This is a genomic window from Streptomyces saintjeani, from assembly GCF_055409605.1.
In genome coordinates this window covers 4664892-4687280 of sequence record NZ_CP189624.1, presented here as the reverse complement: position 1 = coordinate 4687280, position 22389 = coordinate 4664892, and the positions used below count along the sequence as shown (strand labels likewise).

Below are 22389 nucleotides of genomic sequence, written 5' to 3'. Positions count from 1 at the left end.
CGTCAGCGGCGCGACATGTAGATGTCGAGGGCCTTGTGGAGCAGCTTGTTGAGCGGGAAGTCCCACTCGCCGAGGTACTCGGCCGCCTGGCCGCCCGTACCGACCTTGAACTGGATCAGGCCGAAGAGGTGGTCCGTCTCGTCCAGCGAGTCCGAGATGCCGCGCAGGTCGTACACGGTCGCGCCGAGCGCGTACGCGTCCCGCAGCATCCGCCACTGCATCGCGTTCGACGGCCGGAACTCGCGGCCGATGTTGTCCGAGGCGCCGTACGAGTACCAGACGTGGCCGCCGACGATCAGCATCGTCGCCGCCGAGAGGTTCACCCCGTTGTGGCGGGCGAAGTACAGCCGCATCCGGTTGGGGTCCTCGGAGTTGAGGGCCGACCACATGCGCTGGAAGTACGACAGCGGACGCGGCCGGAAGTGGTCGCGCACGGCCGTGATCTCGTACAGCCGCTGCCACTCCTCCAGGTCGTGGTAGCCGGCCTGGACGACCTCGACGCCGGCCTTCTCGGCCTTCTTGATGTTGCGGCGCCACAGCTGGTTGAAGTTCTTGTGGACGTCCTCCAGGGACCGGTTCGCCAGCGGCACCTGGTAGACGTACCGGGGCTGGACGTCGCCGAAGCCCGCGCCGCCGTCCTCGCCCTGCTGCCAGCCCATCCGGCGCAGCTTGTCGGCCACCTCGAAGGCGCGCGGTTCGATGAAGTCGGCCTCGATGTCCCGCAGCCGCTTCACGTCCGGGCTCTGGATCCCGGCCTTGATGGAGGTGGCCTCCCAGCGGCGGATGATCACCGGCGGGCCCATCTTCACGGAGAACGCGCCCTGGTGCTTCAGATGCGCGAGCATCGGCTCCAGCCACTCGTTCAGGTTCGGCGCGTACCAGTTGATCACCGGGCCCTCGGGCAGGTAGGCCAGGTAGCGCTTGATCTTCGGGAGCTGCCGGTAGAGGACCAGGCCCGCGCCGACCAGCTGGCCGGCCTTGTCGAACCAGCCGAGGCTCTCCGAACGCCATTCCGCCTTGACGTCGGCCCATGCGGGTACCTGCATGTGGCTCGCCGACGGCAGGCTCTGGATGTACGCCAGATGCTGCTCGCGGCTGATCGTCCTCAGGGTCAGGCTCATTCGGGGCGCTCCTCGGGCTGGGGTGTCCCCATGGGTACAGGGGCTCCGGCTCTAGCGCCGAAGCCTACTGCGCCCCGCGAGCGCCTCGACTGGGCGTACGGAACCTGCGTTCGGGCCCGGGTACGGCCGACGCGATCCGTCAGGTGGCGTAGCCGCCCTACGCGTTGCTCGCGCGGGGCGGCGGCGCCGGTGGTCCGGGGGGTGCGGCCGGGTGGCCGCGGTCAGCCCCCGATGACGCCTCCGAAGAGGCCGCCGTGGGCCATGCCGAGGAAGAAGCCGACGGCGCTGGCGCCGAGGCCCAGGATCAGGCCGAACCGCTCACGGGTGGTCTCGGAGACCCACTGCCCGTAGGCGCCGGTGAGGATCCCCGCCAGACCGGTCCAGGAGCTGAGCAGATGCAGGTTGTGGAACATCGCCGTGACGAAGGCCGTCACCCCGAGGACCAGGGTCACCGCGAGCAGCGTGTCCTGGAGGGGGTGGGCTCGGCCGTCGGTGGCGAAGAGGGAGCCGGCGGTGTTGGGTCGCAATGCCTGTGCCATGGGGCACCTCCTGCGGAAGGCGGCGCATCGTAGCGCCGTACACACCCGATGTGTACAGATTGAGGGTCCGGACGGCCGGATTTCAACCGCAAGCGGGGGTGCGGGTAGTCTGTACCGTCTGCATCGGTGTCTGTCCTGGCTCGACCGGCGACACCGCTGCTACGCATCACAACCCTCCTGCCACGGATCGACCGTGGCCGCTGAGTCCGAAGGAGGTGGGTTCCACATGCGTCACTACGAGGTGATGGTCATCCTCGACCCCGATCTGGAGGAGCGCGCTGTCGCCCCCCTGATCGAGAACTTCCTTTCCGTCGTCCGTGAGGGCAACGGCAAGGTCGAGAAGGTCGACACCTGGGGCCGTCGTCGTCTCTCGTACGAGATCAAGAAGAAGCCCGAGGGCATCTACTCGGTCATCGATCTGCAGGCAGAGCCCGCGATCGTCAAGGAGCTCGACCGCCAGATGAACCTGAACGAGTCGGTCCTCCGGACCAAGGTCCTCCGCCCCGAGACCCACTGAGCTCCGGCTCACCCGGTTCCGGGATCCGAGTAGCAGCAAGCAGCCAGAGCAAACCCGCCGAGAGGTTCCCCCATGGCAGGCGAGACCGTCATCACGGTCGTCGGCAACCTTGTCGATGACCCCGAGCTGCGCTTCACCCCCTCCGGTGCGGCGGTCGCGAAGTTCCGTGTCGCGTCCACTCCCCGCACCTTCGACCGCCAGACCAACGAGTGGAAGGACGGCGAGAGCCTCTTCCTGACCTGCTCGGTCTGGCGCCAGGCGGCGGAGAACGTCGCGGAGTCGCTCCAGCGAGGCATGCGCGTCATGGTGCAGGGCCGGTTGAAGCAGCGGTCCTACGAGGACCGTGAGGGCGTCAAGCGCACGGTCTACGAGCTGGACGTCGAAGAAGTCGGCCCCAGCCTGCGCAGCGCCACGGCCAAGGTCACCAAGACCAGTGGCGGTGGCGGTGGCGGCGGTGCCCGTGGCGGCCAGGGCGGTTACGGCGGCGGCCAGGCCGGCGGCGGCTGGGGCGGTGGCTCCGGCGGCGGCCAGCAGGGCGGCGGTGGTGCGCCCGAGGCCGACCCGTGGGCGACCGGCGCACCCGCCGGTGGCCAGCAGGGCGGCGGCGGTGGCGGCGGCTGGGGTGGAAACTCCGGCGGCGGCCAGAGCGGCGGCGGCTACTCGGACGAGCCCCCCTTCTAGGCCCCAGGGCCGAGGGGTGGGGCGTACTCACACTTCTTGATCACACAGGAGAGAAAGCACCATGGCGAAGCCGCCTGTGCGCAAGCCTAAGAAGAAGGTCTGCGCGTTCTGCAAGGACAAGGTCCAGTACGTGGACTACAAGGACACGAACATGCTGCGGAAGTTCATTTCCGACCGCGGCAAGATCCGTGCCCGTCGCGTGACCGGCAACTGCACGCAGCACCAGCGTGACGTCGCCACGGCCGTCAAGAACAGCCGTGAGATGGCGCTGCTGCCGTACACCGCCCAGGCGCGATAAAGGAAGGGTGACCGAAACATGAAGATCATCCTCACCCACGAGGTCTCCGGCCTCGGCGCCGCGGGCGACGTCGTCGACGTCAAGGACGGCTACGCCCGTAACTACCTGATCCCGCGGAACTTCGCGATCCGCTGGACCAAGGGTGGCGAGAAGGACGTCGAGCAGATCCGTCGTGCTCGCAAGATCCACGAGATCCAGACCATCGAGCAGGCCAACAGCATCAAGGCCCAGCTCGAAGGTGTGAAGGTCCGTCTGGCCGTTCGCTCCGGCGACGCCGGCCGTCTCTTCGGTTCCGTCACCCAGGCCGACGTCGCGTCCGCGATCGCGGCTGCCGGTGGCCCGAAGGTCGACAAGCGCCGTGTCGAGCTGGGCTCGCCCATCAAGACGCTGGGCGCCCACGAGGCGGCTGTGCGTCTGCACCCCGAGGTGGCCGCGAAGGTCAACATCGAGGTCGTCGCAGCCTGACGCTGCGCTCGGCTTGAGCCGACAGGAAAGGGACCGTACCTCTTGAGGTGCGGTCCCTTTCCCGTGCGTCGCGCCTTCTCGCGGGGATGTTTCACGTGAAACAGCGGGTGCGGGTGGGGGGTGGTTTTGCGCAGTTCCCCGCGCCCCTGACTATCTTGTAGCGCCCGTCACGATCCAGCGGCCCGAACGGGTACGTGCCCACAGCGTCAGCATCCGGATCGTCATCATCAGCGTCATCGCTCCCCATACGGCCGTGAGGCCGCCGCCCAGTGTCGGGATCAGGAGGGCGATCGGGGCGAAGATCGCGAGGGTCACCAGCATCGCGCCCGCCAGGTAGGGGCCGTCGCCCGCTCCCATCAGGACGCCGTCCAGGACGAAGACGATGCCGCTGACCGGCTGGGAGAGCGCTACCAGGACGAGGGCGGGGAGCGCGGCGTCCTTCACGACGGAGTCGCTCGTGAACAGGGGGAGGAACAGGGGGCGCGTGAGGATGACGACGATGCCGAGGGCCACCCCTACCGCGATCCCCCACTCCACCATCCGTCGGCAGGCATGCCGGGCGCCCTCCGCGTCGCCGGCCCCCAGATAGCGGCCGATGATCGCCTGGCCGGCGATAGCGATGGCGTCCAGCGCGAAGGCGAGCAGGCTCCACAGGGACAGCACGATCTGGTGGGCGGCGATGTCCGCGTCCCCGAGACGCGCGGCGACCGCGGTCGCGATCATCAGCATGGCCCGCAGCGAGAGCGTACGGACCAGCAGGGGCGCCCCCGCCTGCGCGGAGGCCCTGATGCCGGCGGCGTCCGGACGGAGGGAGGCGCCGTGGCGCCGGGCTCCCCGGACGACGACCACGAGGTAGGCCGCGGCCATGCCCCACTGCGCGATGACCGTCCCCCAGGCGGACCCGGCGATGCCGAGGCCCGCGCCGTACACGAGCCCGGCGTTGAGGCCCGCGTTGGCGACGAAGCCGGCGATGGCGACGTACAGCGGGGTCCTGGTGTCCTGGAGGCCGCGCAGGACGCCGGTCGCGGCGAGGACGATCAGCATGGCCGGGATGCCGAGCGCGGAGATGCGCAGATAGGTCGTCGCGTACGGCGCGGCCGTCGCCGAGGCGCCGAAGAGGTCGACGAGGGCCCGGGCGGAGGGGAGTACGGCGATGATCACGGCCGCGCCGAGGAGCAGCGCGAGCCAGATGCCGTCCACGCCCTGGCGGATCGCGGCGGGCAGGTCACCGGCGCCCGCGCGGCGCGCGACGGCGGCCGTCGTGGCGTAGGCGAGGAAGACGAAGATGCTGACGGCCGTCGTCAGCAGGGCGGAGGCGACACCGAGTCCGGCGAGCTGCGCCGTGCCGAGGTGGCCCACGATCGCGCTGTCGGCGAGGACGAAGAGGGGTTCGGCGACGAGGGCGCCGAAGGCCGGGACGGCCAGCGCGACGATCTCGCGGTCGTGGTGGCGTCTGGTGGCCTTGGTGGTCGTGGGGGCCGATGTCATGAACACCAATCTAATCGTCCACAGGTAAGCGTCGCAAGCCGTATTGAGTCCTTACTGATCGTCTCGCTCCGTGTCCTTTCGTGCGCTGTTCGAGGTCATCTTGGGCCGAGTGGGGAAGTTTTTCTTCTGCACAGCCGGTGGATGGGGAAGTCGCAGGTCAAAGGGGGTGCGCAGAAAAAGTCGAGGGCTTGTTCACAGCACTGTCCACCGACTCGTGCACAGGTTTCGGGGAGTTGTCCACAGCATCGGGGCCGTCATCCACATGGCCTGTGGATAACCAGATTGGCTGACGGTGCTGAGGGGCCTACCGTGGTCCGGCGCCCGCTCCGACCGTCGGCCGGGGAAACCCCCGCAAAACCGACGCGCGACAACCGGAGTCGGGCCTCTTATTTGTCAGTGCCGTGCCGTAGAAATGAAGACACGGCGAGGTCCGCTCGGCGGACGGGAGGAGGTCGCTCGGTGAGTGTTTCCGAGCCCTTGGACGACCCGTGGGCGGACAGCGGCCCCAGCGATCGTCTTCCCCCGACGCGCCGCCGGGGCGAGGGCGGCGGGGGCGGCCGGGGCCGGGGTCGCGACGACCAGCACGACCGGGGCCGGGAGGACGGCGAGTGGGACGGCGCGGTGGCCTTCGAGCGGGTCCCGCCGCAGGACCTCGACGCCGAACAGTCCGTCCTCGGCGGCATGCTCCTGTCCAAGGACGCCATCGCCGACGTCGTCGAGATCCTCAAGGGCCACGACTTCTACAAACCGGCCCACGAGACGATCTACACGGCGATCCTCGACATCTACGCCAAGGGCGAGCCCGCCGACCCCATCACGATCGCCGCCGAGCTGACCAAGCGCGGCGAGATCAACAAGGTGGGCGGGGCGTCGTACCTGCACACCCTCGTCCAGACCGTCCCGACCGCGGCGAACGCCGAGTACTACGCCGAGATCGTGCACGAGCGCGCGGTGCTGCGCCGGCTGGTCGAGGCGGGGACGCGGATCACGCAGATGGGGTACGCGGGAGACGACGACGTCGACGAGATCGTCAACCGCGCCCAGGCCGAGATCTACGCGGTCACCGAGCAGCGCACCAGCGAGGACTACCTCCCGCTCGGCGACATCATGGAGGGCGCGCTCGACGAGATCGAGGCGATCGGGTCACGCAGCGGGGAGATGACCGGGGTGCCGACCGGGTTCACCGACCTCGACTCCCTCACCAACGGCCTGCACCCCGGTCAGATGATCGTCATCGCGGCCCGTCCCGCCATGGGCAAGTCGACGCTCGCGCTGGACTTCGCGCGCGCGGCGTCGATCAAGAACAACCTCGCCAGCGTCATCTTCTCCCTCGAAATGGGCCGCAACGAGATCGCGATGCGCCTGCTGTCCGCCGAGGCGCGGGTCGCCCTGCACCACATGCGCTCCGGCACGATGACCGACGACGACTGGACGCGGCTCGCCCGCCGCATGCCCGAGGTCTCCGCCGCGCCCCTCTACATCGACGACTCGCCGAACCTCTCGATGATGGAGATCCGCGCGAAGTGCCGGCGCCTCAAGCAGCGCAACGACATCAAGCTCGTCATCATCGACTACCTCCAGCTCATGCAGTCCGGCGGCAAGGGGCGTTCCGAGAGCCGTCAGCAGGAGGTCTCCGACATGTCCCGGAACCTCAAGCTCCTCGCCAAGGAGCTGGAAGTCCCGGTCATCGCGCTCTCACAGCTGAACCGTGGCCCCGAACAGCGCACCGACAAGAAGCCGATGGTCTCCGACCTGCGCGAGTCCGGCTCCATCGAGCAGGACGCCGACATGGTCATCCTCCTCCACCGCGAGGACGCCTACGAGAAGGAGTCCCCCCGCGCGGGCGAGGCCGACATCATCGTCGGCAAGCACCGAAACGGCCCGACCGCCACGATCACGGTCGCGTTCCAGGGCCACTACTCCCGCTTCGTGGACATGGCGCAGACCTGATGGGCTCTTGTGGGGGGCCGCTTCAGTAGTTGGCTTCGTATTCGACGGGCGGGACGTGGTCTGTCTGGCCGTGGAGTCTTCGGTGGTTGTACCGGTCGACCCACTCGGCGGTGGCCAACTCGACCTGGGAGAGCGTCTTCCAGGGATGAACGCGACCGGTTGCCAGACACAGGCGATCAGCTGTCCGCGGAGTGGGCGTCGGCAAGGGCCTCGCCGAAGAGTCGTCCGGCGAGTTCCACGCAGCGCGTCCGGGCAGGAGAGAAGTCGTAGGGCATCTTGGTGATTGCTGCTGCGGCACTCATCTCTGTGCCCTCCTCCCCTTTCGGGTCGGCGTCGTAGGTCTCGAAGATCTTCTCCTCGGCCGCGTCGAGATCAGCTGCCTCGATGGCCTGATTCAGGGCCATCTGGTGAGCGCATCGCTGTACGGCGAGCTCTTCGACGCGCGGGTCGTCGGGTTCGACGCCGTCGTCGAGGGCGGCCTCGGCCGCCTCAAGACGGTCCTCCTCGGCCCGCAGGCCGGGGTGGGTGGCCAGCACGATGAACGTGCTGGCCTGGATGGCGGCGCCCAGCGGCCCGAAGATCCGTTCTGTGACCAGCAGGGCGTCCAGATCGGAGGGGCGCAACGCGCCCGGGGGCAGGTGGCTGAGCCGGTCCGTGACCAGTTCGGAGAGCAGCCCCAGCGGGCTGCCCACCGCTTGCAGGCGCTGGACAGCCGCGCGCCGACGTTTGACGGCGGCCTCCTGCGCCGCCAGGGTTTCCTCCAGCCTGCTCAGGACCGACTCGATATCCGGCGCTTGGTCCAGGGCTTCGTCTCCAGCTCCGTCCCGGGCTTCGCCGAAGGCGGCCCGCATGTCGTCCAGACTGATACCGGCATCAGCCATCTTGCGGATCCACAGCAGGCGGATCATGTCGTCATAGCCGTAGCGGCGGCGGCCGTCCCCGCCGCGCTCGGGCTCCGGCAGCAGACCGATCTCGTGGTAGTGGCGGATGGCGCGCGGGGTGATCCCGGCGAACGCGGCGGCATCACCGATCTTGACCTGCCGGGGAGGTGTGAGGGAGGGGTACATCGCAGACAGAGCCTTTCGTGCCGTGGTGCCCCCGACCCCACCACATGCCGCTACGGCATGTGCAACAACTCCATCCAGGTGCCACCGGACCCAGGCCCTGGCTGCCGCCGGGCGCGGACAGACGTCGACGACAACTGATGCGGACTCGAAGGAAGCGCCAGCTCAACGCTCCGCCATTCGACACTCCATCGCGGAACCCGCATCTATTCAGCGCCTCGTCGCGTACCTGGTCAGGATCACGCCGCCGGGGAGTGTCCGCGTCTCCACCAGGGCCAGGTTCACCCAGGTGTCCAGCGCGGTGAAGAACGGGGTGCCGCCGCCCACCAGGACCGGGGCGGTGGCCAGGACGTACTCGTCGATCAGGCCGGCCCGCATGGCCGCCGCCGCGAGCGTCGCGCCGCCGATCTCCATCGGGCCGCCGTCCTCGGCCTTGAGCCGGGTGATCTCGGCGACCGCGTCGCCGGTGACCAGGCGGGTGTTCCAGTCGACCTTGTCGAGCGTCGAGGAGAACACCACCTTCGCCATGTCCCGCCAGCGGCGCGCGTACACGATCTCCGCCTCAGTGGCGTCCGGGTGCTGGTCGGCGGTCGGCCAGTGGGGGCTCATCGTCTGCCACAGCTTGCGCCCGTACAGCGACAGCTCGGTCTCCCGCAGCTGCTCGGTCCAGAACTGGAACAGCTCGTCGCTCGGCACGCTCCAGCCGATGTCGTCGCCGGGCGCGGCGATGTAGCCGTCCAGGGACACGTTCATGCCGTAGATCAGTTTCCGCATGGCGCAAGCCTTCCGTGAGTCGGTCTCACGCGTACGGACCGGCGCGGTGCGGGAAACTCATCGACGAGTCCCCGCACCGCTTGAGACCGGGGTCAGTAGTTCCAGACGGCCGGGACGAAACGGAAGGCGGTCCCGGCGGTCGCCACGCGGCAGACGGACGGGAACGGCAGGTGGGAGGCGACCAGTTGCCCGCCGGTCGCGGACAGCTCGGTCAGGAGCTCGGTCCGGACGCGGGCCGACAGCTCGGGGTCGTGGTCGAAGCCGTTGTGCCAGTCCGGTTTGTCGAACCCGCACTGGAACACGGCGTCACCGGCGAACGTCAGCCGCTCGCCGCCGGACTCCAGGCGCACGACGCTGTGGCCGGGAGTGTGACCGCCGGTACGACTGATCAGGACGCCCGGAGCCACCTCGTACTCCTTCTCGAACGGCCGCAACTGGCCCCGGTACACGTCCAGGAACCGTGACGCGGTCGTCCGCAGTACGTCCGGAACCGGCGCCGGCATGACCGTGCGGGAGAAGTCCGGCGCCGTCCAGAACTCGGCCTCGGCAGCCGCGAGATGGACCCGCAGGTCCGTACGGAGCCGGCCGCGCAGGCCCTCGACGAGGAGTCCGCCGATGTGGTCCATGTGCAGGTGGGTGAGGACGACGTCGGTCACGGACGCGGGGTCGATGCCGGCGGCGTCCAGCCGCGTCGCCAGCTGGCCGGCGCGCGGGAACCCCGGGAACTCCGTGCCGAGCCCGGAGTCGACGAGGATCGTCCGGCCGCCGCTGCGCACCACGGCCACGTTCAGCGGCCAGTCGATCACCTCGGGGGACAGGAACATGTCGCTGAGCCAGGCCGACAGGTCGGCCGCGGCGGCGTTGGTGGCGAGCGTCCCGGGGGAGATCGGCAGCACGCCGTCGCTGATCATCAGGACGTCGATGTCGCCGACCTTCAGCGCGTAGCGCGACGGCACTAATTCGTCGTACGCCGGTGCGGCGGGGCGTGCGGTGTCTGTGGGGCTCATCTTGTTCTCCTCTGTGTGTCGACCCACCTATGACCGGACACCCTCCCGGTCTGTGACGGCCGGCGGGGAAATGGATTCGACGCGGCCTCGGCGGGCGGGTGGACTGGGCGCATGACGACACCTCAGGAAGAACTGCTCCCCGGTACGCGCCGCGCGCTGCTGCACCGGATCGCCGTCGCCCAGGCCGAGGGGCGGACGCCGTCGCTCGTCGCCGCCGTGGTGCGGGGCGGGCGGGTCGTGTGGGAGGGGTCCCGGACGTCGGTCGAGGGGCATGGGCCGGACGGGAACGTGCAGTACCGGATCGGGTCGATCACCAAGACGTTCACGGCCGTCCTCGTGCTGCGGCTGCGGGACGAGGGGCTGATCGACCTCGGGGATCCGCTGGAGAAGCACCTCGCCGGAACCGGGGTGGGGGAGGTGACGATCGCCGAACTGCTCGCGCACACCGGCGGGCTGGCGGCGGAGTCGCCGAGTCCCTGGTGGGAGCGAACGCCGGGGACGCTGCGGCCCGAACTCGCCGACGTGCTGGGTGAACGGCCCTCCCCGCACCCGGCCGGGCGGCGCTTCCACTACTCCAACCCCGGCTACACCCTCCTCGGTGCCCTGGTCGAGGAGTTGCGCGGAGCCCCGTGGGAGGAGGTTCTCCGGCGTGAAGTGCTCGAACCTCTGGGCCTCGACCGGACGGGCGCTCGCCCCGAGATGCCGTACGCGGGCGGCTGGGCGGTGCACCCCTGGGCCGACGCGATGCTCCCCGAGGCCGTGGAGGACCTCGGCCGGATGGCCCCGGCGGGACAGCTCTGGTCGACGGCACGGGACCTGGCGAGGTTCGCCGTGTTCCTGACCGACGGCGACGACAGGGTGCTCAGCGCCGAGACGGTACGGGAGATGCGGGCCCCCGCCGCGCCGTCCGAGGCCGCTGACCTCGCCGCGGGCGCCGGGTACGGGCTCGGGCTCCAGGTCCAGCACCAGGACGGCCGCGTCCTCGTGGGGCACTCCGGCTCCCTGCCGGGCTACCTCGCCACGCTCACGATCGCCGTGGCCGACGACGTCGCCGCGGTCGCCCTCACCAACTGCACCTCGGGGCCCCTGCTGGCCTCTCTGGGCGCCGATCTCGTCCGGATCGTCGCGGAGGCCGAACCCCGCATCCCCGAGCCCTGGAAGCCGCTCACAGCCGTCGATCCGGGCACCCTGGAGCTGGTCGGCCCGTGGTACTGGGGCACCCACTCCTTCGCCCTGCGCTGGACCGCCGACGGCCTTCTGTCCCTGGCCCCGCTGGGCCGCGCCGGCCGCCAGTCCCGCTTCGAGCCCGCCGCCGACGGCACCTGGACCGGCCTGGAGGGCTACTACGCCGGCGAACGCCTGACCCCCGTACGCCGCCCCGACGGCACCCTGAGCCACCTGGACCTCGGCTCGTTCGTGTTCACGCGCCAGCCGTACGAGGACGATGCGGCGGTGCCGGGCGGGGTGGACCCGGAGGGGTGGAGGGGGATCGGCTGAAGCGGGGTCGGGGGCAGGATCGAGGTCGGGGGAGGGGAGCAGTGGGGGCATGTTTCACGTGAAACATGCCCCTCGGGCTCGGCCCACGCGCGCTCTCTGTTTCACGTGAAACATCCCTCACGCCGCTCACCTCACAGCGCCAGCTTGAACCCCACGTGCGACGCCTCGAACCCCAGCCGCTCGTAGAACCGGTGCGCATCGACCCGAGTGGCGTCGGACGTCAGCTGCACCAACTGGCACCCCTCCCGCCGCGACTCCGCCACCGCCCACTCGATGAACCGCGTCCCCAGCCCGCCGCCCCGCTCGTCGGCCCGGATGCGTACGGCCTCGATGATCGACCGTGTGCTGCCCTTCCGGGAGAGCCCCGGGACGATCGTGAGCTGGAGCGTCCCGACGACCTCGCTCTTGCGGACGGCGACTACGAGGCGCTGGTTCGGATCCTTGGTCAGCCGCTCGAAGGCCGCGAGATACGGCGTGAGGTCGTCCAGCGACTCCCGTTGCGCGCCCAGCGGGTCGTCCGCGAGGAGGGCGACGATCGCGGACAGGTCGTCGGCCTCGGCGCTGCGGATGGTCAGGTCGGCCGTCTCAAGATCTCCCATGGCCCGAAGCCTAGGCGCAGGCCGGTGCCCGGAGGGTTTCCACGACCTGGACGAACGGGGCCAGCTTCGGGTCCAGTGCCGCCGCGTCGAGCGCCTCGCGCAGCGCCCGGTCGTTGGTCGGCCGGGCCTCGTCCAGCAACTTCTGGCCCGCCTCGGTGACGTTCGTGTAGATGCCCCGGCGGTCGGTGGGGCAGAGGTAGCGCTCCAGGAGGCCGCGGTCCTCAAGGCGGGTGACCAGGCGGGTCGTGGCGCTCTGGCTGAGGACGACCGCGTCGGCGACCTGCTTCATCTGGAGATGGCCGCCGTCGCCGTCGTGCTGGCGGCTGAGCACGTTCAGCAGGGAGTACTCGCGCACGCTCAGGTCGTGACCGGCCTGGAGGGCGCGTTCGATGTGGCTCTCGATCCTGCCGTGCAGCAGCGAGAGGGCGCACCAGCCCTGGGCGAGGTCGGTGAGTGCGGGATCCGTCGCGGGCATGGGCGTCCTCCTCCGTCCGGGAGCGGCTGGGAACCAGGATAGGCCAGCCCCGCGATAGTCGGCGCTTGCGTATAGCCCGCGTCTGCAACTAATGTCAGTGAAGGTAAAGCGCTCCTGCAATCAATCGGGAAGGTGTCACCCTTCATGCCTCTCGCGCTCCTGGCTCTCGCGATCGGGGCCTTCGGCATCGGCACGACCGAGTTCGTGATCATGGGACTGCTCCCCGAGGTCGCCGCCGACTACGGGGTCTCCATCCCCACCGCGGGCTACCTCGTGACCGGCTACGCCCTCGGCGTGATGATCGGCGCCCCGCTGATGACCGCGCTCGGCACGAAGATCCCGCGCAAGCGGATGCTGATGCTGCTGATGGGGCTGTTCATCGTGGGCAACGTGCTCTCCGCCGTCGCCCCCGTCTTCTCCGTGATGCTCGTGGGCCGCGTCGTCGCCTCCCTCGCGCACGGCGCCTTCTTCGGCATCGGCGCGGTCGTCGCGGCCGACCTGGTCGCCCCGGACAAGAAGGCCGGCGCCATCGCGATGATGTTCACCGGCCTGACCGTCGCCAACGTCGTCGGCGTCCCGCTCGGCACGCTCGTCGGCCAGCACGTCAGCTGGCGTGCCACCTTCGCCCTCGTCGCCGTCCTGGGCGTGGTCGGCCTCGCCGGGGTCGCCCGGCTCGTCCCCGACCTGCCCAAGCCGCAGGGGGTGCGGCTGCGCCATGAACTCGCCGTCTTCCGGAACACCCAGGTCCTGCTGGCCATGGCGATGACCGTCCTCGGCTTCGGCGGCGTCTTCGCGGCCATCACCTACGTCGCGCCGATGGCCACCCACGTCACCGGCTTCGCCGACGGCTCCGTCACCTGGCTCCTGGTCCTCTTCGGCCTCGGCATGGTCGCGGGCAACCTCGTCGGCGGCCGGTACGCCGACCGCGCGCTCATGCCGATGCTGTACGTCTCGCTGGGCGCCCTGGCGGTCGTCCTCGCCCTCTTTACCCTCACCGCCCACCACAAGGCGCTCGCGGCCGTCACGATCGCCCTGATCGGCGCCCTGGGCTTCGCGACCGTGCCGCCGCTCCAGAAGCGTGTCCTGGACCAGGCCCACGGCGCCCCGACGCTCGCCTCGGCCGTCAACATCGGCGCCTTCAACCTCGGCAACGCGCTCGCTGCCTGGCTCGGCGGCCTCGTCATCGACGCGGGCCACGGCTACACCTCACCGAACTGGGTCGGCGCCGCCCTCGCCGGGTCCGCGCTCCTGCTCGCGGTTCTCTCGGCCGTGCTGGAACGCCGGGACACCGTCCCGAGTGCGGTGGTCGCCGGGGCGGCGGGGCGTCAGGAGACCGCCGTCCACCACTGAACGCACCGGTGCCGGTCCCCCCCCCGAGCAACAGGGGGACCGGCATCGACGTATCAGCCAGCCGCCACCGTCAGCGGAGCGAACCGCCTGGTCCAGTCGCCCGGAAGGCCCGGGATGCCGTACGTCATCACGGAGTTGAAGAAGACCCCCGCCAGGCCCTGCTCCTTCAGCCAGCCCAGCAACTCCTCGTGCCGTACGTCGATGTCCGTGCGCAGCGGGCGGTCCGTGTGGGCCGCGAGGGAGGCGACGAGGGACTTGGCGGTCTCCGTGTCGCGGGCGACGAGCGGGCCCACGACGTGGGTGTCCATGTTGGGCCAGACGGCCGCGTACCCCGCGATCCGGCCGTCCGTCACCGCGACCCTCAACTGGTCGGCGAACGCGGGCAGGCGGGCGATCATGCGGGTCCGGTCGGCGCCGAACACCTCCTCGTCCAGCCGCAGGATCTCCGGGAGGTCCTCGGCCGTTGCCGCCCTGGTGGCCACCGAGGGGGCCGGCCCCGCCGGGGTGAAACGGCCGACCAGCATCTCGGCCCGGCCGGTCGCCTTGAAGCCCAGCTCCTCGTACAGCGGGCGGCCGTTCGGTGTCGCGTGCAGGGTCAGCGGGGTGGGGCCGTGCTCCGCGACCACATGCCGCATCAGCCTGCGGCCGACGCCCCGACGGGCATGCCGTTCGGCGACCAGCACCATGCCGATCGCCGCGAGTTCGGGGTGCTCCTGAGGGCCGTACTCGGTCACGACACACGCGGCGATCAGGCCGCCGGTGGGGTCGTCGATGCCGTAGCCCTTCCCGGCGGTGAGGAGGAGGCCCCACTTGTGCTCCTCGCGTGGCCACCCCCGGTCCTCGGACAAGTCCGCGCAGACGAGAAGGTCGCTGCGCGTCAGGCGGCGGATGGGGAGAGCTGTGGGGGAAGGAGTCGACACGCAGGTCAGGCTGTCCGACCGGTGGGTCCGGCGTCCACCTGTTTCCCCGGAGACATACGCGGTTTTGGCCATGCCGGGGGAACATGCCCGGCGATCAGGGGGGAGACTTCATGTTTCACGTGAAACCAGCAAACGAAGAGGACGTTTCACGTGAAACATCGGTAGGTGAAGGGCCGCAGGTCGGCGGAATCGCGTTGCAGGCGGAGGGAGGGATCTGGGGGATGTCTACGAATTGGTGTGCCGCGCCCGGTAGTTGAGTGAAACGGTGAATCGCCCCTGGGTAAGACCCCGGTGAGGGGAAGGCGGGGCTTGTGTGGTCAACTGCGGCCGGTATGGTCGACTCCGATTGCGACTGAGACGAGGCGACGCAGCGTAACGGGACGGAGAGATCGAGGACCCGCATTCGCGGTGATACGGCCAGGGCATCCGGGTGGGGGTGGGATGCTGCCCTGTGGGCGAAGCGGCTGCGGAACCGAACAGGTGGGCACAGCCGTTCGCAGGGGGAGCAGGCACTTCCCGAGGTAGGGAGTGCAGACCGACCGAAAGATGTTCGAGGCGAGGCACACCATGGACGCTCCGGCCACCACGTCGGCCGACAACGGCACGTCCGGCGGCGGAGACGGCTGGTTCAAGCCGCGCAAGCAGCCGGCATCGGGTTCCGGCACCGAGCCGCAGGGCCCCGAGCAACGAGGCGCGGGCCAGCGGGGCACCGAACCGCAGGCCACGGAGGGCAGACGCTTGGCGGGCCTCCGCCCGGTGGGGCGGGGGACGGCGACTGCCGGTGCGGCGGGTTCTGGAGCAGCGGTTCCCGGTGGCGGTCTGCCGCAGGACGCGGTCCGTCCTGACGGCCACCACCCCGACATGGCCCGGCCTGACACGGCCCGGCCCGACTTCGGCGCCCGAATAACCGCGCCGCCCGCCCCGGCACCGTCCGACCCCGGGACCACCGTCCTCCCCAAGCTCATACCGGCGCCCGCGACAGCGGTACCCCCGCTGGTGTCCACGTCCCGACCCTCCACCGACACGTTCGCCGTCCCGGAGTCCCTCCAGGTACCGGCCCAGCGCACGGCGCCGAGCGAACCACCGCCCGCCGAAGCCGCCCGCGTGACAACGCCGCCCGAGGAACAGCACAGGGCCGAGGAACAGCACTGGGCCGAGAACCCGCTGGCGACACCGCACCCCGAGCCCGGGTCCTTCCGGCAGTTCGCCGAAGAAGCGCCCCGGATCGAGGCCGAGCCCGACTCCGACCCCGACCCGGAGTTCTTCCGGCCGTTCGTCCAGGAACCCCCGCGCCCCGAAGCCGAGCCGGCCCCCGAGGCCGCTCAGCCGTTCCTCCACGAGGCCGCCCGCCCTGAGTCCGGCTCCGTCCAGCCGTTCCCCCACGGAGCAACCCGGCCCGGGCCTGACTCGGGCCCCGAAGCCCCCCGGCCGTTGCCGCGTGAGGCGGCCCGTCCTGAGTCCGGCTCCGAAGCCGCCCGGCCCTTCCCCTCTGAGGGAACCCGCCCCGAGTCCGGCTCCGCCCCCGAGGCTGGCCGGCCGTTCGTCCAGGAACTGCCTCACCCCGAGCCCGACTCCGCTCCGGAGACCCCCCAGCCGTTCTCTTACGAGGCACCCCGCTCCGAGGCTGCCCATCCGTTGCCCCCCAAGGCGCCGCAGGCCGAGGGTGAGGGCCTCCGGGCGTACACCCCGGATGCACCCGAACCCGGCCCCGAGACCTCGGGCTCGTTCGTGCCGGATGCCTTTCGGCCTGCCGTCGACTTTCCCCGGGCCTCCGTCCCGGACGTCCTTCAGGACGAGTCCCCCGAAGCCGCTCCGGAGCCGTTCCGGGCGTTCGGGACCGGGAGTCCGGGGGGTTCGGAACCCGCTCCCGAGGGGTCGCCGGACGCCGTGCTCGTGCGGCGGACCATGGCCGCCATCGGGGAGGTCTCCGACAAGGTGACCTCGTACTTCTACGCGCTGCTCTTCGTCCGGCACCCCGACCTGCGTCCGCTGTTCCCGCCCGCGATGGACGCCCAGCGTGACCGGCTGCTCAAGGCGCTGCTGACGGCCGCCGAGCACGTCGACAACACGCCGGTGCTCGTGGAGTACCTCCAGAACCTCGGCCGGGGACACCGCAAGTACGGCACGCGCCCCGAGCACTACCCGGCGGTCGGGGAGTGCCTGATCGGGGCGCTCGCCAAGTACGCCGGGTCCGTGTGGAACCCGGAGACGGAGGCGGCATGGGTGCGGACGTACACGACGATCTCCCAGGTGATGATCGACGCGGCGGCCGTCGACGAGCTGCGCGCCCCGCCCTGGTGGCAGGCGGAGGTCGTCTCGCACGAGCTGCGGACGCAGGACATCGCGGTCATCACGGTCCGGCCCAACCAGCCGTACCCGTTCCTCGCCGGGCAGTACGCGAGCCTGGAGACCCCCTGGTGGCCGAGGATCTGGCGGCACTACTCCTTCGCCTCGGCCCCCCGCTCAGACGGCCTGCTCTCGTTCCACGTGAAGGCCGTCCCCGCCGGCTGGGTCTCCAACGCGCTCGTGCACCGCGCCCAGCCCGGCGACGTGATCCGGCTGGGCCCGCCCGCCGGGACGATGACGGTCGACCACACCCGTGACAGCGGCCTGCTCTGCCTCGGCGGCGGTACCGGCATCGCCCCGATCAAGGCCCTGGTCGAGGACGTCGCCGAACACGGCACCCGGCGCCGGATGGAGGTCTTCTACGGCGCCCGCACCGACCATGACCTCTACGACATCGACACGATGCTGAGGCTCCAGCAGTCCCACTCCTGGCTGGAGGTCCGCCCGGTGGTCGACAAGCACGGCCTGCTCCAACTCCCGGACGCGATCCGCACGTTCGGCCCCTGGGACGAGTACGACGCGTACCTCTCGGGCCCGGTCGGCATGATCCGCAGCGGCGTGGACGCACTGCGCGGCGCGGGCGTCCCGAAGGAGCGGATACGGCACGACTCCGTCGCGGAACTGGTCGCCGCCGGGTAGAGGTTCCGTCAGCCGAGATCGGGGGCGTGCATCGCGCGCACGCCCTCGATGTTGCCGTCCAGATAGTGCCGCAGCGACAGCGGGACGAGGTGGACGGAGGCGATCCCGACGCGGGTGAAGGGCACCCGGACGATCTCGTAGTCGCCGATCGGCTCGTCGACCTCGGGGCCATGGCGCAGACCGGGGTCCATGGACTCCAGGTGGCAGACGAAGAAGTGCTGCACTTTCACGCCGGTCGCGCCGCCGTCCTCGCCGATGTGCTCGACGGTGTCGACGAAACAGGGGACCACATCGGCGATCTTGGCGCCGAGTTCCTCGTGCACCTCGCGGTGCAGGGCGTCCACGACGGTCTCGTCCTCGGGCTCGACACCCCCGCCGGGGGTGACCCAGTAGGGATCGAGGCCGGGTTTGGTGCGCTTGATCAGGATCAGGTCGTCACCGTCCAGCAGAACGGCGCGTGCGGTGCGTTTGACCACGGGTCGGACGGTCATGGGAGGAATGTGGCCCGCTTGGTTCCACGTGAAACATCGCACCCCGGGGTCGGGCTCGGTTTCACGTGAAACATCATCGCCACGCCGCTGCCGCCCGCAGCAACCGTTCATGCGCCCGGGCTATGTGCGGCATCGCCAGCGTCCCCGTCCGGACCACGAGGAAGTACGTCCGCAGCGGCGGCACCGCCGGTTCGTGCAGCGCCACGACGTCCCCCCGCTCCAGAGCCGCCGCGCAGAGATACCGGGGCAGCACAGCGAGCCCCGCCCCCGCGACCGCGCACGCGAGGACCGCGCGGAGGTCGGGGACGATCACCGTGCCGGAGGCGGCGGGGAGGGAGTCGAAGACGGAGGCCCAGTACCGGGCGACGAGGGGCAACGACTCGTGGACCTCGACGACGGGGAGGTTCTCCAGGACGCCGGCACTCGCACGACGAGGCTGCCCGGCACCGGTGTCCATCCGCCCGCCGTAGATCCGCCCGCCGTCCATCCGCCCCGCCCCCACACCGATCCGCTCCGCCCACCCCGGCGCGGCGACCAGTACATGCTCCTCGTCGCACAGCGGCGTCGCCGTCAGCAGCGGCCCCCGTGGGCGCGCCGTGCTGATCGCCAGGTCGTGACGGCCCGCGGCGAGGCCCTCCAGGACCTCCTCCGCGGTGCCGAAGGAGGCGCGCAGGGCGAGGCGCCGGCCGTCCTCGCCGGTGAGTTCCGTGAGCGCGGGCAGGGCCTGTCCGGCGGTGAACTCGGGCGGTCCGGCGAGGTGCAGGGTGCGTAGCGAGGAGGCCGCGTCGAGGCCGGTCTCGGCGATCTCCACGAGCGCGTCGAGGTGTGGGGCGGCCTTGTGGGCGAGTTCGTCGCCGATCGTCGTCGGGGTGACGCCCCGGGCCCGGCGCAGGAACAGCGGGCGGCCGACCTGCCGTTCCAGGGTGCGGATCTGCGAGGTGACGGCGGGCTGGGAGAGGCCGAGCAGCGCGGCGGCACGAGTGAAGGAGCCGGCCCGGTGCACGGTCACGAAGGTGCGCAGCAAGGCCAGATCCACGGCCCGCCCCCTTCCGGCACCTCGCCCGGCCCCGACGAGGGGCCAACGATAAATATGCCGATAGGTCCCTGCCGCTACTGTGATTGGACATTGACATTGAGTCAACTAGCCTGGTTGGCGCGGTTCTTGACGCACGGAACCGAAGGGCGGTCCGAACCACGAGGGGGGAGGCTCGGACCGCCCGCAGCGCGGGCCAGCGCCGTACAGGGCCCGGCCGGACGCGTCAGCCCGCCGACTCCGCCAGCGCCCGCAGCACGTCCGCGACCAGGTCCTCGGTGTCCTCGGTGCCGACGGAGAGCCGTACGAAGCCCTCCGGGACCGCGTCGCCGCCCCAGCGGCCCCGGCGTTCGGCGGTGGAGCGCACCCCGCCGAAGCTCGTCGCGTCGTCCACGAGCCGCAGGGACTCCAGGAAGCGTTCCGCGTGCGCGCGGGAGGCGAGGGTGAACGACACGACGCAGCCGTAGCGGCGCATCTGCCGGGCGGCGACCTCGTGCGAGGGGTCCTCGGGCAGGCCCGGATAGCGCAGCGCGACCACCTCGGGCCGGTCCTTCAGCGCCCGCGCCACGGCCAGCGCGGTCGCGCTCTGCCGGTCCACCCGCAGGGAGAGCGTCGCGAGCGAGCGGTGCCCGAGCCACGCCTCCATCGGCCCCGGGATCGCGCCGACGATCTTGCGCCAGCGCCGTACGGCCGCCATGGCCTCCCCCGCGCGGCCCGTGACGTACCCGAGGAGCACGTCACCGTGCCCGCTGAGCTGCTTCGTGCCGCTCGCGACGGAGAAGTCGGCGCCGAGGTCCAGCGGGCGCTGGCCGAGGGGCGTGGCAAGGGTGTTGTCGACGGCGACCAGGGCGCCGCGCGCGTGCGCCGCCTCGGCGAGCCGCCGGACGTCGCACACGTCCAGCTCCGGGTTGGACGGCGTCTCGATCCACAGCAACCGGGCGCCGTCCAGCACCGCGAGCTGCGCGTCCCCGCCGGTCGGCGCGGTGCGCACCTCGATGCCGTACGCCTCCAGCTGCGCGCGCACCAGAGGCAGCGCCTGGTAGCCGTCGTCCGGGAGGACGACCGTGTCGCCGGAGCGGAGCTGGGAGAAGAGGACGGCCGAGATCGCCGCCATCCCGGAGGCGAACGCGAGGGTCTCGACGCCGTCCTCCCCCGGCGCCTCCAGCTCGGCCACGGCGCGCTCCAGGAGCGTCCAGGTGGGGTTCTCGTCCCGGCCGTAGGTGTACGGGCCGGCCGGCTCGCCGGGGAGGTGGTAGTGGGCGGCGAACACCGGGCCGGGCAGCGCGGGCTCGTACTTGACGGGCTCGGGCAGCCCGGCACGCACCGCGCGCGTGCCCTCGCCCATCCCTGTGTCGCTCATGTCGTCCGCCCCTCCAGGTCCTGCCGTACGGCGGCGAGCAGACCGTCGCTCGCCGCCTCCACCATCTCAAGGCACGCCGCGAAGCCCGCACGGCCCCCGTAGTAGGGGTCGGGGACGTCGAGGGCGGACTCGGTCGCGGCGGGGTCGTACGAGCGCAGGAGCTGGACCTTGGCGGCGTCCCCGGGGGTCGGGGCGAGGCGGCGCAGGGCCTGGAGATGGCCGGTGTCGAGGGCGATCACCAGGTCGCGGTCCGCGAACCAGGCGCGCTCGAACCGACGGGCCGTGTGCGCCGTGCCGTACCCGTGCTCCCGCAGGACCGCGACCGTGCGCGGGTCGGCCTCCTCGCCCTCGTGCCACGCGTCCGTACCGGCGCTGTCGACCTCGACGCGCCCCGACAGACCGGCGTCCGCCACGCGCGCGCGGAACACCGATTCGGCCATCGGAGAACGGCAGATGTTGCCGGTGCAGACGAAACAGACGCGATAGGTCATCGGTGATCAGTCGCCGTCGGGCAGCGCGAGGTTCAGCGCCCACGAGACGACGGAGATGATCAGACCACCGATCACGGCCGTCCAGAAGCCCTCCACGTGGAAGCTGAGGTCGAGCTTGTCGGCCAGCCACGACGTCAGCATCAGCATCAGCGCGTTGACGACCAGCGTGATCAGACCGAGCGTGAGGATGAACAGGGGGAAGGTGAGCACCTTCACGACCGGCTTGACCAGGAAGTTCACGAGCCCGAACAGCAGCGCGACGATCAGCAGGGTGCCGATCTTCTTGCCCGTGCTGTCACCGGTCAGGGTGATCTTGTCCAGCAGCCAGACGGCGACCGCCAGGGCGCCCGCGTTGGCGATCGTCTTGACTACGAAAATCTTCATGTGTCTGATCGTTCCAGAGAAGATCGACGGCCTGCACGGGCCACGAGCGGGACGAGGGCGATGAAGGCATTCCGGCTGGACGAACTGGAGGCGGAACGAGCCGCCAACGACGGCGCCTACCTGCAGTTCCTGCGCGAGCGGAACATGTCGGTCGGCCTGTACGCGCTCGACGCGGGCGCCCACGATCCACAGAACCCGCACAACCAGGACGAGGTCTACTTCGTGGTCAGCGGGCGCGCGTCGATCACCGTCGACATGGAGACGACCGAGGTGGCGCGCGGCAGCGTCGTCTACGTGCCCGCCGGGGTCGCCCACAAGTTCCACCACATCAGCGAGGACCTGAGGGTGCTGGTCGTGTTCTCTCCTCCGGAACGGTGAGCCGGAACCCCGCCTTCCCCTAGGGGAAGGGTCAGGGGAGGACAAGGGGTGCGAACCCCCCGCCCGGCCCCCGCCGGGACCTAGCATCGAAGCAGGACATCCGAAGAAGGGCCGGTGGCCGAAAGGCCGCCGGCCGGCGCACAGATGGGGACAAGGACGATGCGAGAGATCCTCTCGGGACTGCCGTGGTGGGTGAAGTGGGTGGCGGTGCCGGTCATCGCCCTCGTCGTGTTCGGCGGGCTGATAGCCAGCATCATCGGCTTCGTGGTCTGGCTGCTGTTCAAGGTGCTGATCTTCGTCGCGCTGGCCGGCGGACTGGTCTACGTCGTACGGAAGTTCACCGCCGGCTCCTCCTCCCGCGGCGACTGGTGACGCGGGAGACCGGTAACAGGGAACGCCGGTTCCCTCGGGCGGGGGAAGTTTCCCGCGCAGCGCGGCGGCGCGGCCGTACGGGCCGTTAGAGTCCGGAATCCGACGCGGGGACGAGCCCGCACGGACCACCCCTCGCGCTCCGGGAGTGCC

25 protein-coding genes are annotated in these 22389 nt (G+C 70.7%); 10 read left to right on the top strand and 15 right to left on the bottom strand.

Annotation, left to right across the window (positions count from 1 at the left end; genetic code table 11):
* Positions 1 to 2: 2 nt before the first annotated feature.
* On the bottom strand, positions 3 to 1121 hold the full coding sequence (locus ACQCO7_RS21275; protein WP_338684467.1) for a lipid II:glycine glycyltransferase FemX: 1119 nt from the start codon (positions 1119 to 1121) through the stop codon (positions 3 to 5).
* Between the two features lie 221 nt (positions 1122 to 1342).
* Positions 1343 to 1660, bottom strand: coding sequence for a hypothetical protein (locus ACQCO7_RS21270; protein WP_010353481.1), 318 nt, complete (start codon positions 1658 to 1660; stop codon positions 1343 to 1345).
* Positions 1661 to 1886: 226 nt separating this feature from the next.
* On the opposite strand from ACQCO7_RS21270, the gene rpsF reads away from it, so the two are divergent.
* From rpsF to rplI, 4 genes are all read left to right on the top strand, one after another.
* On the top strand, positions 1887 to 2177 hold the full coding sequence (gene rpsF / locus ACQCO7_RS21265) for a 30S ribosomal protein S6 (RefSeq protein ID WP_010353482.1): 291 nt from the start codon (positions 1887 to 1889) through the stop codon (positions 2175 to 2177).
* 72 nt (positions 2178 to 2249) lie between these two features.
* Positions 2250 to 2858 (top strand): single-stranded DNA-binding protein, encoded by a 609-nt coding sequence (locus tag ACQCO7_RS21260; protein ID WP_464073335.1) that lies wholly within the window; start codon positions 2250 to 2252, stop codon positions 2856 to 2858.
* 61 nt (positions 2859 to 2919) lie between these two features.
* The gene (gene rpsR / locus ACQCO7_RS21255; protein ID WP_010354088.1) at positions 2920 to 3156 is read left to right on the top strand and encodes a 30S ribosomal protein S18; all 237 of its coding nucleotides are present in this window, start codon (positions 2920 to 2922) and stop codon (positions 3154 to 3156) included.
* Positions 3157 to 3174: 18 nt separating this feature from the next.
* Positions 3175 to 3621 carry a 50S ribosomal protein L9 gene (gene rplI / locus ACQCO7_RS21250; protein ID WP_010354089.1) on the top strand — a complete coding sequence of 149 codons (447 nt, stop codon included), beginning with the start codon at positions 3175 to 3177 and terminating at the stop codon, positions 3619 to 3621.
* Positions 3622 to 3771: 150 nt separating this feature from the next.
* Here rplI and ACQCO7_RS21245 read toward each other — a convergent pair whose 3' ends face one another.
* Positions 3772 to 5109 (bottom strand): MATE family efflux transporter, encoded by a 1338-nt coding sequence (locus ACQCO7_RS21245; protein WP_338684461.1) that lies wholly within the window; start codon positions 5107 to 5109, stop codon positions 3772 to 3774.
* 459 nt (positions 5110 to 5568) lie between these two features.
* On the opposite strand from ACQCO7_RS21245, the gene dnaB reads away from it, so the two are divergent.
* On the top strand, positions 5569 to 7059 hold the full coding sequence (dnaB, locus tag ACQCO7_RS21240) for a replicative DNA helicase (RefSeq protein ID WP_010354091.1): 1491 nt from the start codon (positions 5569 to 5571) through the stop codon (positions 7057 to 7059).
* A gap of 22 nt (positions 7060 to 7081) precedes the next feature.
* Here the strand turns inward: dnaB and ACQCO7_RS21235 are convergent, their stop codons facing one another.
* The 4 genes from ACQCO7_RS21235 to ACQCO7_RS21220 form a co-directional block, all read right to left on the bottom strand.
* Positions 7082 to 7264, bottom strand: a complete 183-nt coding sequence (locus tag ACQCO7_RS21235) for an integrase core domain-containing protein (RefSeq protein WP_464073334.1) — start codon at positions 7262 to 7264, stop codon at positions 7082 to 7084.
* Positions 7236 to 8126 (bottom strand): MerR family transcriptional regulator, encoded by an 891-nt coding sequence (locus tag ACQCO7_RS21230; RefSeq protein ID WP_464073333.1) that lies wholly within the window; start codon positions 8124 to 8126, stop codon positions 7236 to 7238. Before ACQCO7_RS21230 ends, ACQCO7_RS21235 begins: the two co-directional genes overlap by 29 nt.
* Before the next feature lie 207 nt (positions 8127 to 8333).
* Positions 8334 to 8897: a dihydrofolate reductase family protein gene (locus ACQCO7_RS21225; protein ID WP_464073332.1), complete on the bottom strand. Its 564-nt coding sequence runs from the start codon at positions 8895 to 8897 to the stop codon at positions 8334 to 8336.
* 92 nt (positions 8898 to 8989) lie between these two features.
* Positions 8990 to 9904: an MBL fold metallo-hydrolase gene (locus tag ACQCO7_RS21220; protein ID WP_338684457.1), complete on the bottom strand. Its 915-nt coding sequence runs from the start codon at positions 9902 to 9904 to the stop codon at positions 8990 to 8992.
* A gap of 111 nt (positions 9905 to 10015) precedes the next feature.
* Between ACQCO7_RS21220 and ACQCO7_RS21215 the strand changes: the two genes are divergently transcribed.
* Entirely contained in the window at positions 10016 to 11401 is a 1386-nt protein-coding gene (locus ACQCO7_RS21215) for a serine hydrolase domain-containing protein (protein WP_464073331.1), read from the top strand.
* A gap of 131 nt (positions 11402 to 11532) precedes the next feature.
* Here ACQCO7_RS21215 and ACQCO7_RS21210 read toward each other — a convergent pair whose 3' ends face one another.
* On the bottom strand, positions 11533 to 12000 hold the full coding sequence (locus ACQCO7_RS21210; RefSeq protein ID WP_464073330.1) for an N-acetyltransferase family protein: 468 nt from the start codon (positions 11998 to 12000) through the stop codon (positions 11533 to 11535).
* Between the two features lie 10 nt (positions 12001 to 12010).
* Positions 12011 to 12475 carry a MarR family winged helix-turn-helix transcriptional regulator gene (locus ACQCO7_RS21205; RefSeq protein WP_464073329.1) on the bottom strand — a complete coding sequence of 155 codons (465 nt, stop codon included), beginning with the start codon at positions 12473 to 12475 and terminating at the stop codon, positions 12011 to 12013.
* A 144-nt stretch (positions 12476 to 12619) separates the two neighbouring features.
* Between ACQCO7_RS21205 and ACQCO7_RS21200 the strand changes: the two genes are divergently transcribed.
* Entirely contained in the window at positions 12620 to 13825 is a 1206-nt protein-coding gene (locus tag ACQCO7_RS21200; RefSeq protein WP_338684450.1) for an MFS transporter, read from the top strand.
* 53 nt (positions 13826 to 13878) lie between these two features.
* On the opposite strand, the gene ACQCO7_RS21195 is transcribed toward ACQCO7_RS21200, so the two are convergent.
* Positions 13879 to 14745: a GNAT family N-acetyltransferase gene (locus tag ACQCO7_RS21195; RefSeq protein WP_464073328.1), complete on the bottom strand. Its 867-nt coding sequence runs from the start codon at positions 14743 to 14745 to the stop codon at positions 13879 to 13881.
* 1431 nt (positions 14746 to 16176) lie between these two features.
* On the opposite strand from ACQCO7_RS21195, the gene ACQCO7_RS21190 reads away from it, so the two are divergent.
* Positions 16177 to 17730, top strand: a complete 1554-nt coding sequence (locus ACQCO7_RS21190) for a globin domain-containing protein (RefSeq protein WP_464077259.1) — start codon at positions 16177 to 16179, stop codon at positions 17728 to 17730.
* 8 nt (positions 17731 to 17738) lie between these two features.
* Here the strand turns inward: ACQCO7_RS21190 and ACQCO7_RS21185 are convergent, their stop codons facing one another.
* The 5 genes from ACQCO7_RS21185 to ACQCO7_RS21165 form a co-directional block, all read right to left on the bottom strand.
* Positions 17739 to 18221, bottom strand: a complete 483-nt coding sequence (locus ACQCO7_RS21185; RefSeq protein WP_464073327.1) for an NUDIX domain-containing protein — start codon at positions 18219 to 18221, stop codon at positions 17739 to 17741.
* Between the two features lie 73 nt (positions 18222 to 18294).
* A complete protein-coding gene (locus ACQCO7_RS21180; RefSeq protein WP_464073326.1) occupies positions 18295 to 19257 on the bottom strand; it encodes a LysR family transcriptional regulator in 963 nt (320 codons plus the stop codon).
* 223 nt (positions 19258 to 19480) lie between these two features.
* A complete protein-coding gene (locus ACQCO7_RS21175) occupies positions 19481 to 20614 on the bottom strand; it encodes a cystathionine gamma-lyase (protein ID WP_338684443.1) in 1134 nt (377 codons plus the stop codon).
* Positions 20611 to 21105, bottom strand: a complete 495-nt coding sequence (locus ACQCO7_RS21170; protein WP_464073325.1) for a low molecular weight protein-tyrosine-phosphatase — start codon at positions 21103 to 21105, stop codon at positions 20611 to 20613. Before ACQCO7_RS21170 ends, ACQCO7_RS21175 begins: the two co-directional genes overlap by 4 nt.
* A 6-nt stretch (positions 21106 to 21111) precedes the next feature.
* Positions 21112 to 21489 carry a phage holin family protein gene (locus ACQCO7_RS21165; protein ID WP_338684439.1) on the bottom strand — a complete coding sequence of 126 codons (378 nt, stop codon included), beginning with the start codon at positions 21487 to 21489 and terminating at the stop codon, positions 21112 to 21114.
* A 60-nt stretch (positions 21490 to 21549) separates the two neighbouring features.
* Here ACQCO7_RS21165 and ACQCO7_RS21160 point away from each other — a divergent pair, with 60 nt between their 5' ends.
* Together ACQCO7_RS21160 and ACQCO7_RS21155 are read left to right on the top strand one after the other, a co-directional pair.
* The gene (locus ACQCO7_RS21160; RefSeq protein ID WP_338684437.1) at positions 21550 to 21867 is read left to right on the top strand and encodes a cupin domain-containing protein; all 318 of its coding nucleotides are present in this window, start codon (positions 21550 to 21552) and stop codon (positions 21865 to 21867) included.
* 159 nt (positions 21868 to 22026) lie between these two features.
* Complete coding sequence (locus tag ACQCO7_RS21155) at positions 22027 to 22239, top strand: DUF5326 family protein (protein WP_338684435.1); 213 nt, start codon at positions 22027 to 22029, stop codon at positions 22237 to 22239.
* Positions 22240 to 22389: the final 150 nt, after the last annotated feature.

What these genes read in the sequence shown, in the direction of transcription:
- ACQCO7_RS21230 (WP_464073333.1), bottom strand. Translation starts at nt 8,126, where the DNA reads ATGTACCCCTCCCTCACACCTCCCCGGCAGGTCAAGATCGGTGATGCC.
- ACQCO7_RS21160 (WP_338684437.1), top strand. Translation starts at nt 21,550, where the DNA reads ATGAAGGCATTCCGGCTGGACGAACTGGAGGCGGAACGAGCCGCCAAC.
- ACQCO7_RS21275 (WP_338684467.1), bottom strand. Translation starts at nt 1,121, where the DNA reads ATGAGCCTGACCCTGAGGACGATCAGCCGCGAGCAGCATCTGGCGTAC.
- ACQCO7_RS21205 (WP_464073329.1), bottom strand. Translation starts at nt 12,475, where the DNA reads ATGCCCGCGACGGATCCCGCACTCACCGACCTCGCCCAGGGCTGGTGC.
- ACQCO7_RS21210 (WP_464073330.1), bottom strand. Translation starts at nt 12,000, where the DNA reads ATGGGAGATCTTGAGACGGCCGACCTGACCATCCGCAGCGCCGAGGCC.
- ACQCO7_RS21200 (WP_338684450.1), top strand. Translation starts at nt 12,620, where the DNA reads ATGCCTCTCGCGCTCCTGGCTCTCGCGATCGGGGCCTTCGGCATCGGC.
- rpsF (WP_010353482.1), top strand. Translation starts at nt 1,887, where the DNA reads ATGCGTCACTACGAGGTGATGGTCATCCTCGACCCCGATCTGGAGGAG.
- rpsR (WP_010354088.1), top strand. Translation starts at nt 2,920, where the DNA reads ATGGCGAAGCCGCCTGTGCGCAAGCCTAAGAAGAAGGTCTGCGCGTTC.
- ACQCO7_RS21245 (WP_338684461.1), bottom strand. Translation starts at nt 5,109, where the DNA reads ATGACATCGGCCCCCACGACCACCAAGGCCACCAGACGCCACCACGAC.
- ACQCO7_RS21155 (WP_338684435.1), top strand. Translation starts at nt 22,027, where the DNA reads ATGCGAGAGATCCTCTCGGGACTGCCGTGGTGGGTGAAGTGGGTGGCG.
- ACQCO7_RS21165 (WP_338684439.1), bottom strand. Translation starts at nt 21,489, where the DNA reads ATGAAGATTTTCGTAGTCAAGACGATCGCCAACGCGGGCGCCCTGGCG.
- ACQCO7_RS21220 (WP_338684457.1), bottom strand. Translation starts at nt 9,904, where the DNA reads ATGAGCCCCACAGACACCGCACGCCCCGCCGCACCGGCGTACGACGAA.
- ACQCO7_RS21185 (WP_464073327.1), bottom strand. Translation starts at nt 18,221, where the DNA reads ATGACCGTCCGACCCGTGGTCAAACGCACCGCACGCGCCGTTCTGCTG.
- ACQCO7_RS21170 (WP_464073325.1), bottom strand. Translation starts at nt 21,105, where the DNA reads ATGACCTATCGCGTCTGTTTCGTCTGCACCGGCAACATCTGCCGTTCT.
- ACQCO7_RS21175 (WP_338684443.1), bottom strand. Translation starts at nt 20,614, where the DNA reads ATGAGCGACACAGGGATGGGCGAGGGCACGCGCGCGGTGCGTGCCGGG.
- ACQCO7_RS21260 (WP_464073335.1), top strand. Translation starts at nt 2,250, where the DNA reads ATGGCAGGCGAGACCGTCATCACGGTCGTCGGCAACCTTGTCGATGAC.
- rplI (WP_010354089.1), top strand. Translation starts at nt 3,175, where the DNA reads ATGAAGATCATCCTCACCCACGAGGTCTCCGGCCTCGGCGCCGCGGGC.
- ACQCO7_RS21225 (WP_464073332.1), bottom strand. Translation starts at nt 8,897, where the DNA reads ATGCGGAAACTGATCTACGGCATGAACGTGTCCCTGGACGGCTACATC.
- ACQCO7_RS21270 (WP_010353481.1), bottom strand. Translation starts at nt 1,660, where the DNA reads ATGGCACAGGCATTGCGACCCAACACCGCCGGCTCCCTCTTCGCCACC.
- ACQCO7_RS21215 (WP_464073331.1), top strand. Translation starts at nt 10,016, where the DNA reads ATGACGACACCTCAGGAAGAACTGCTCCCCGGTACGCGCCGCGCGCTG.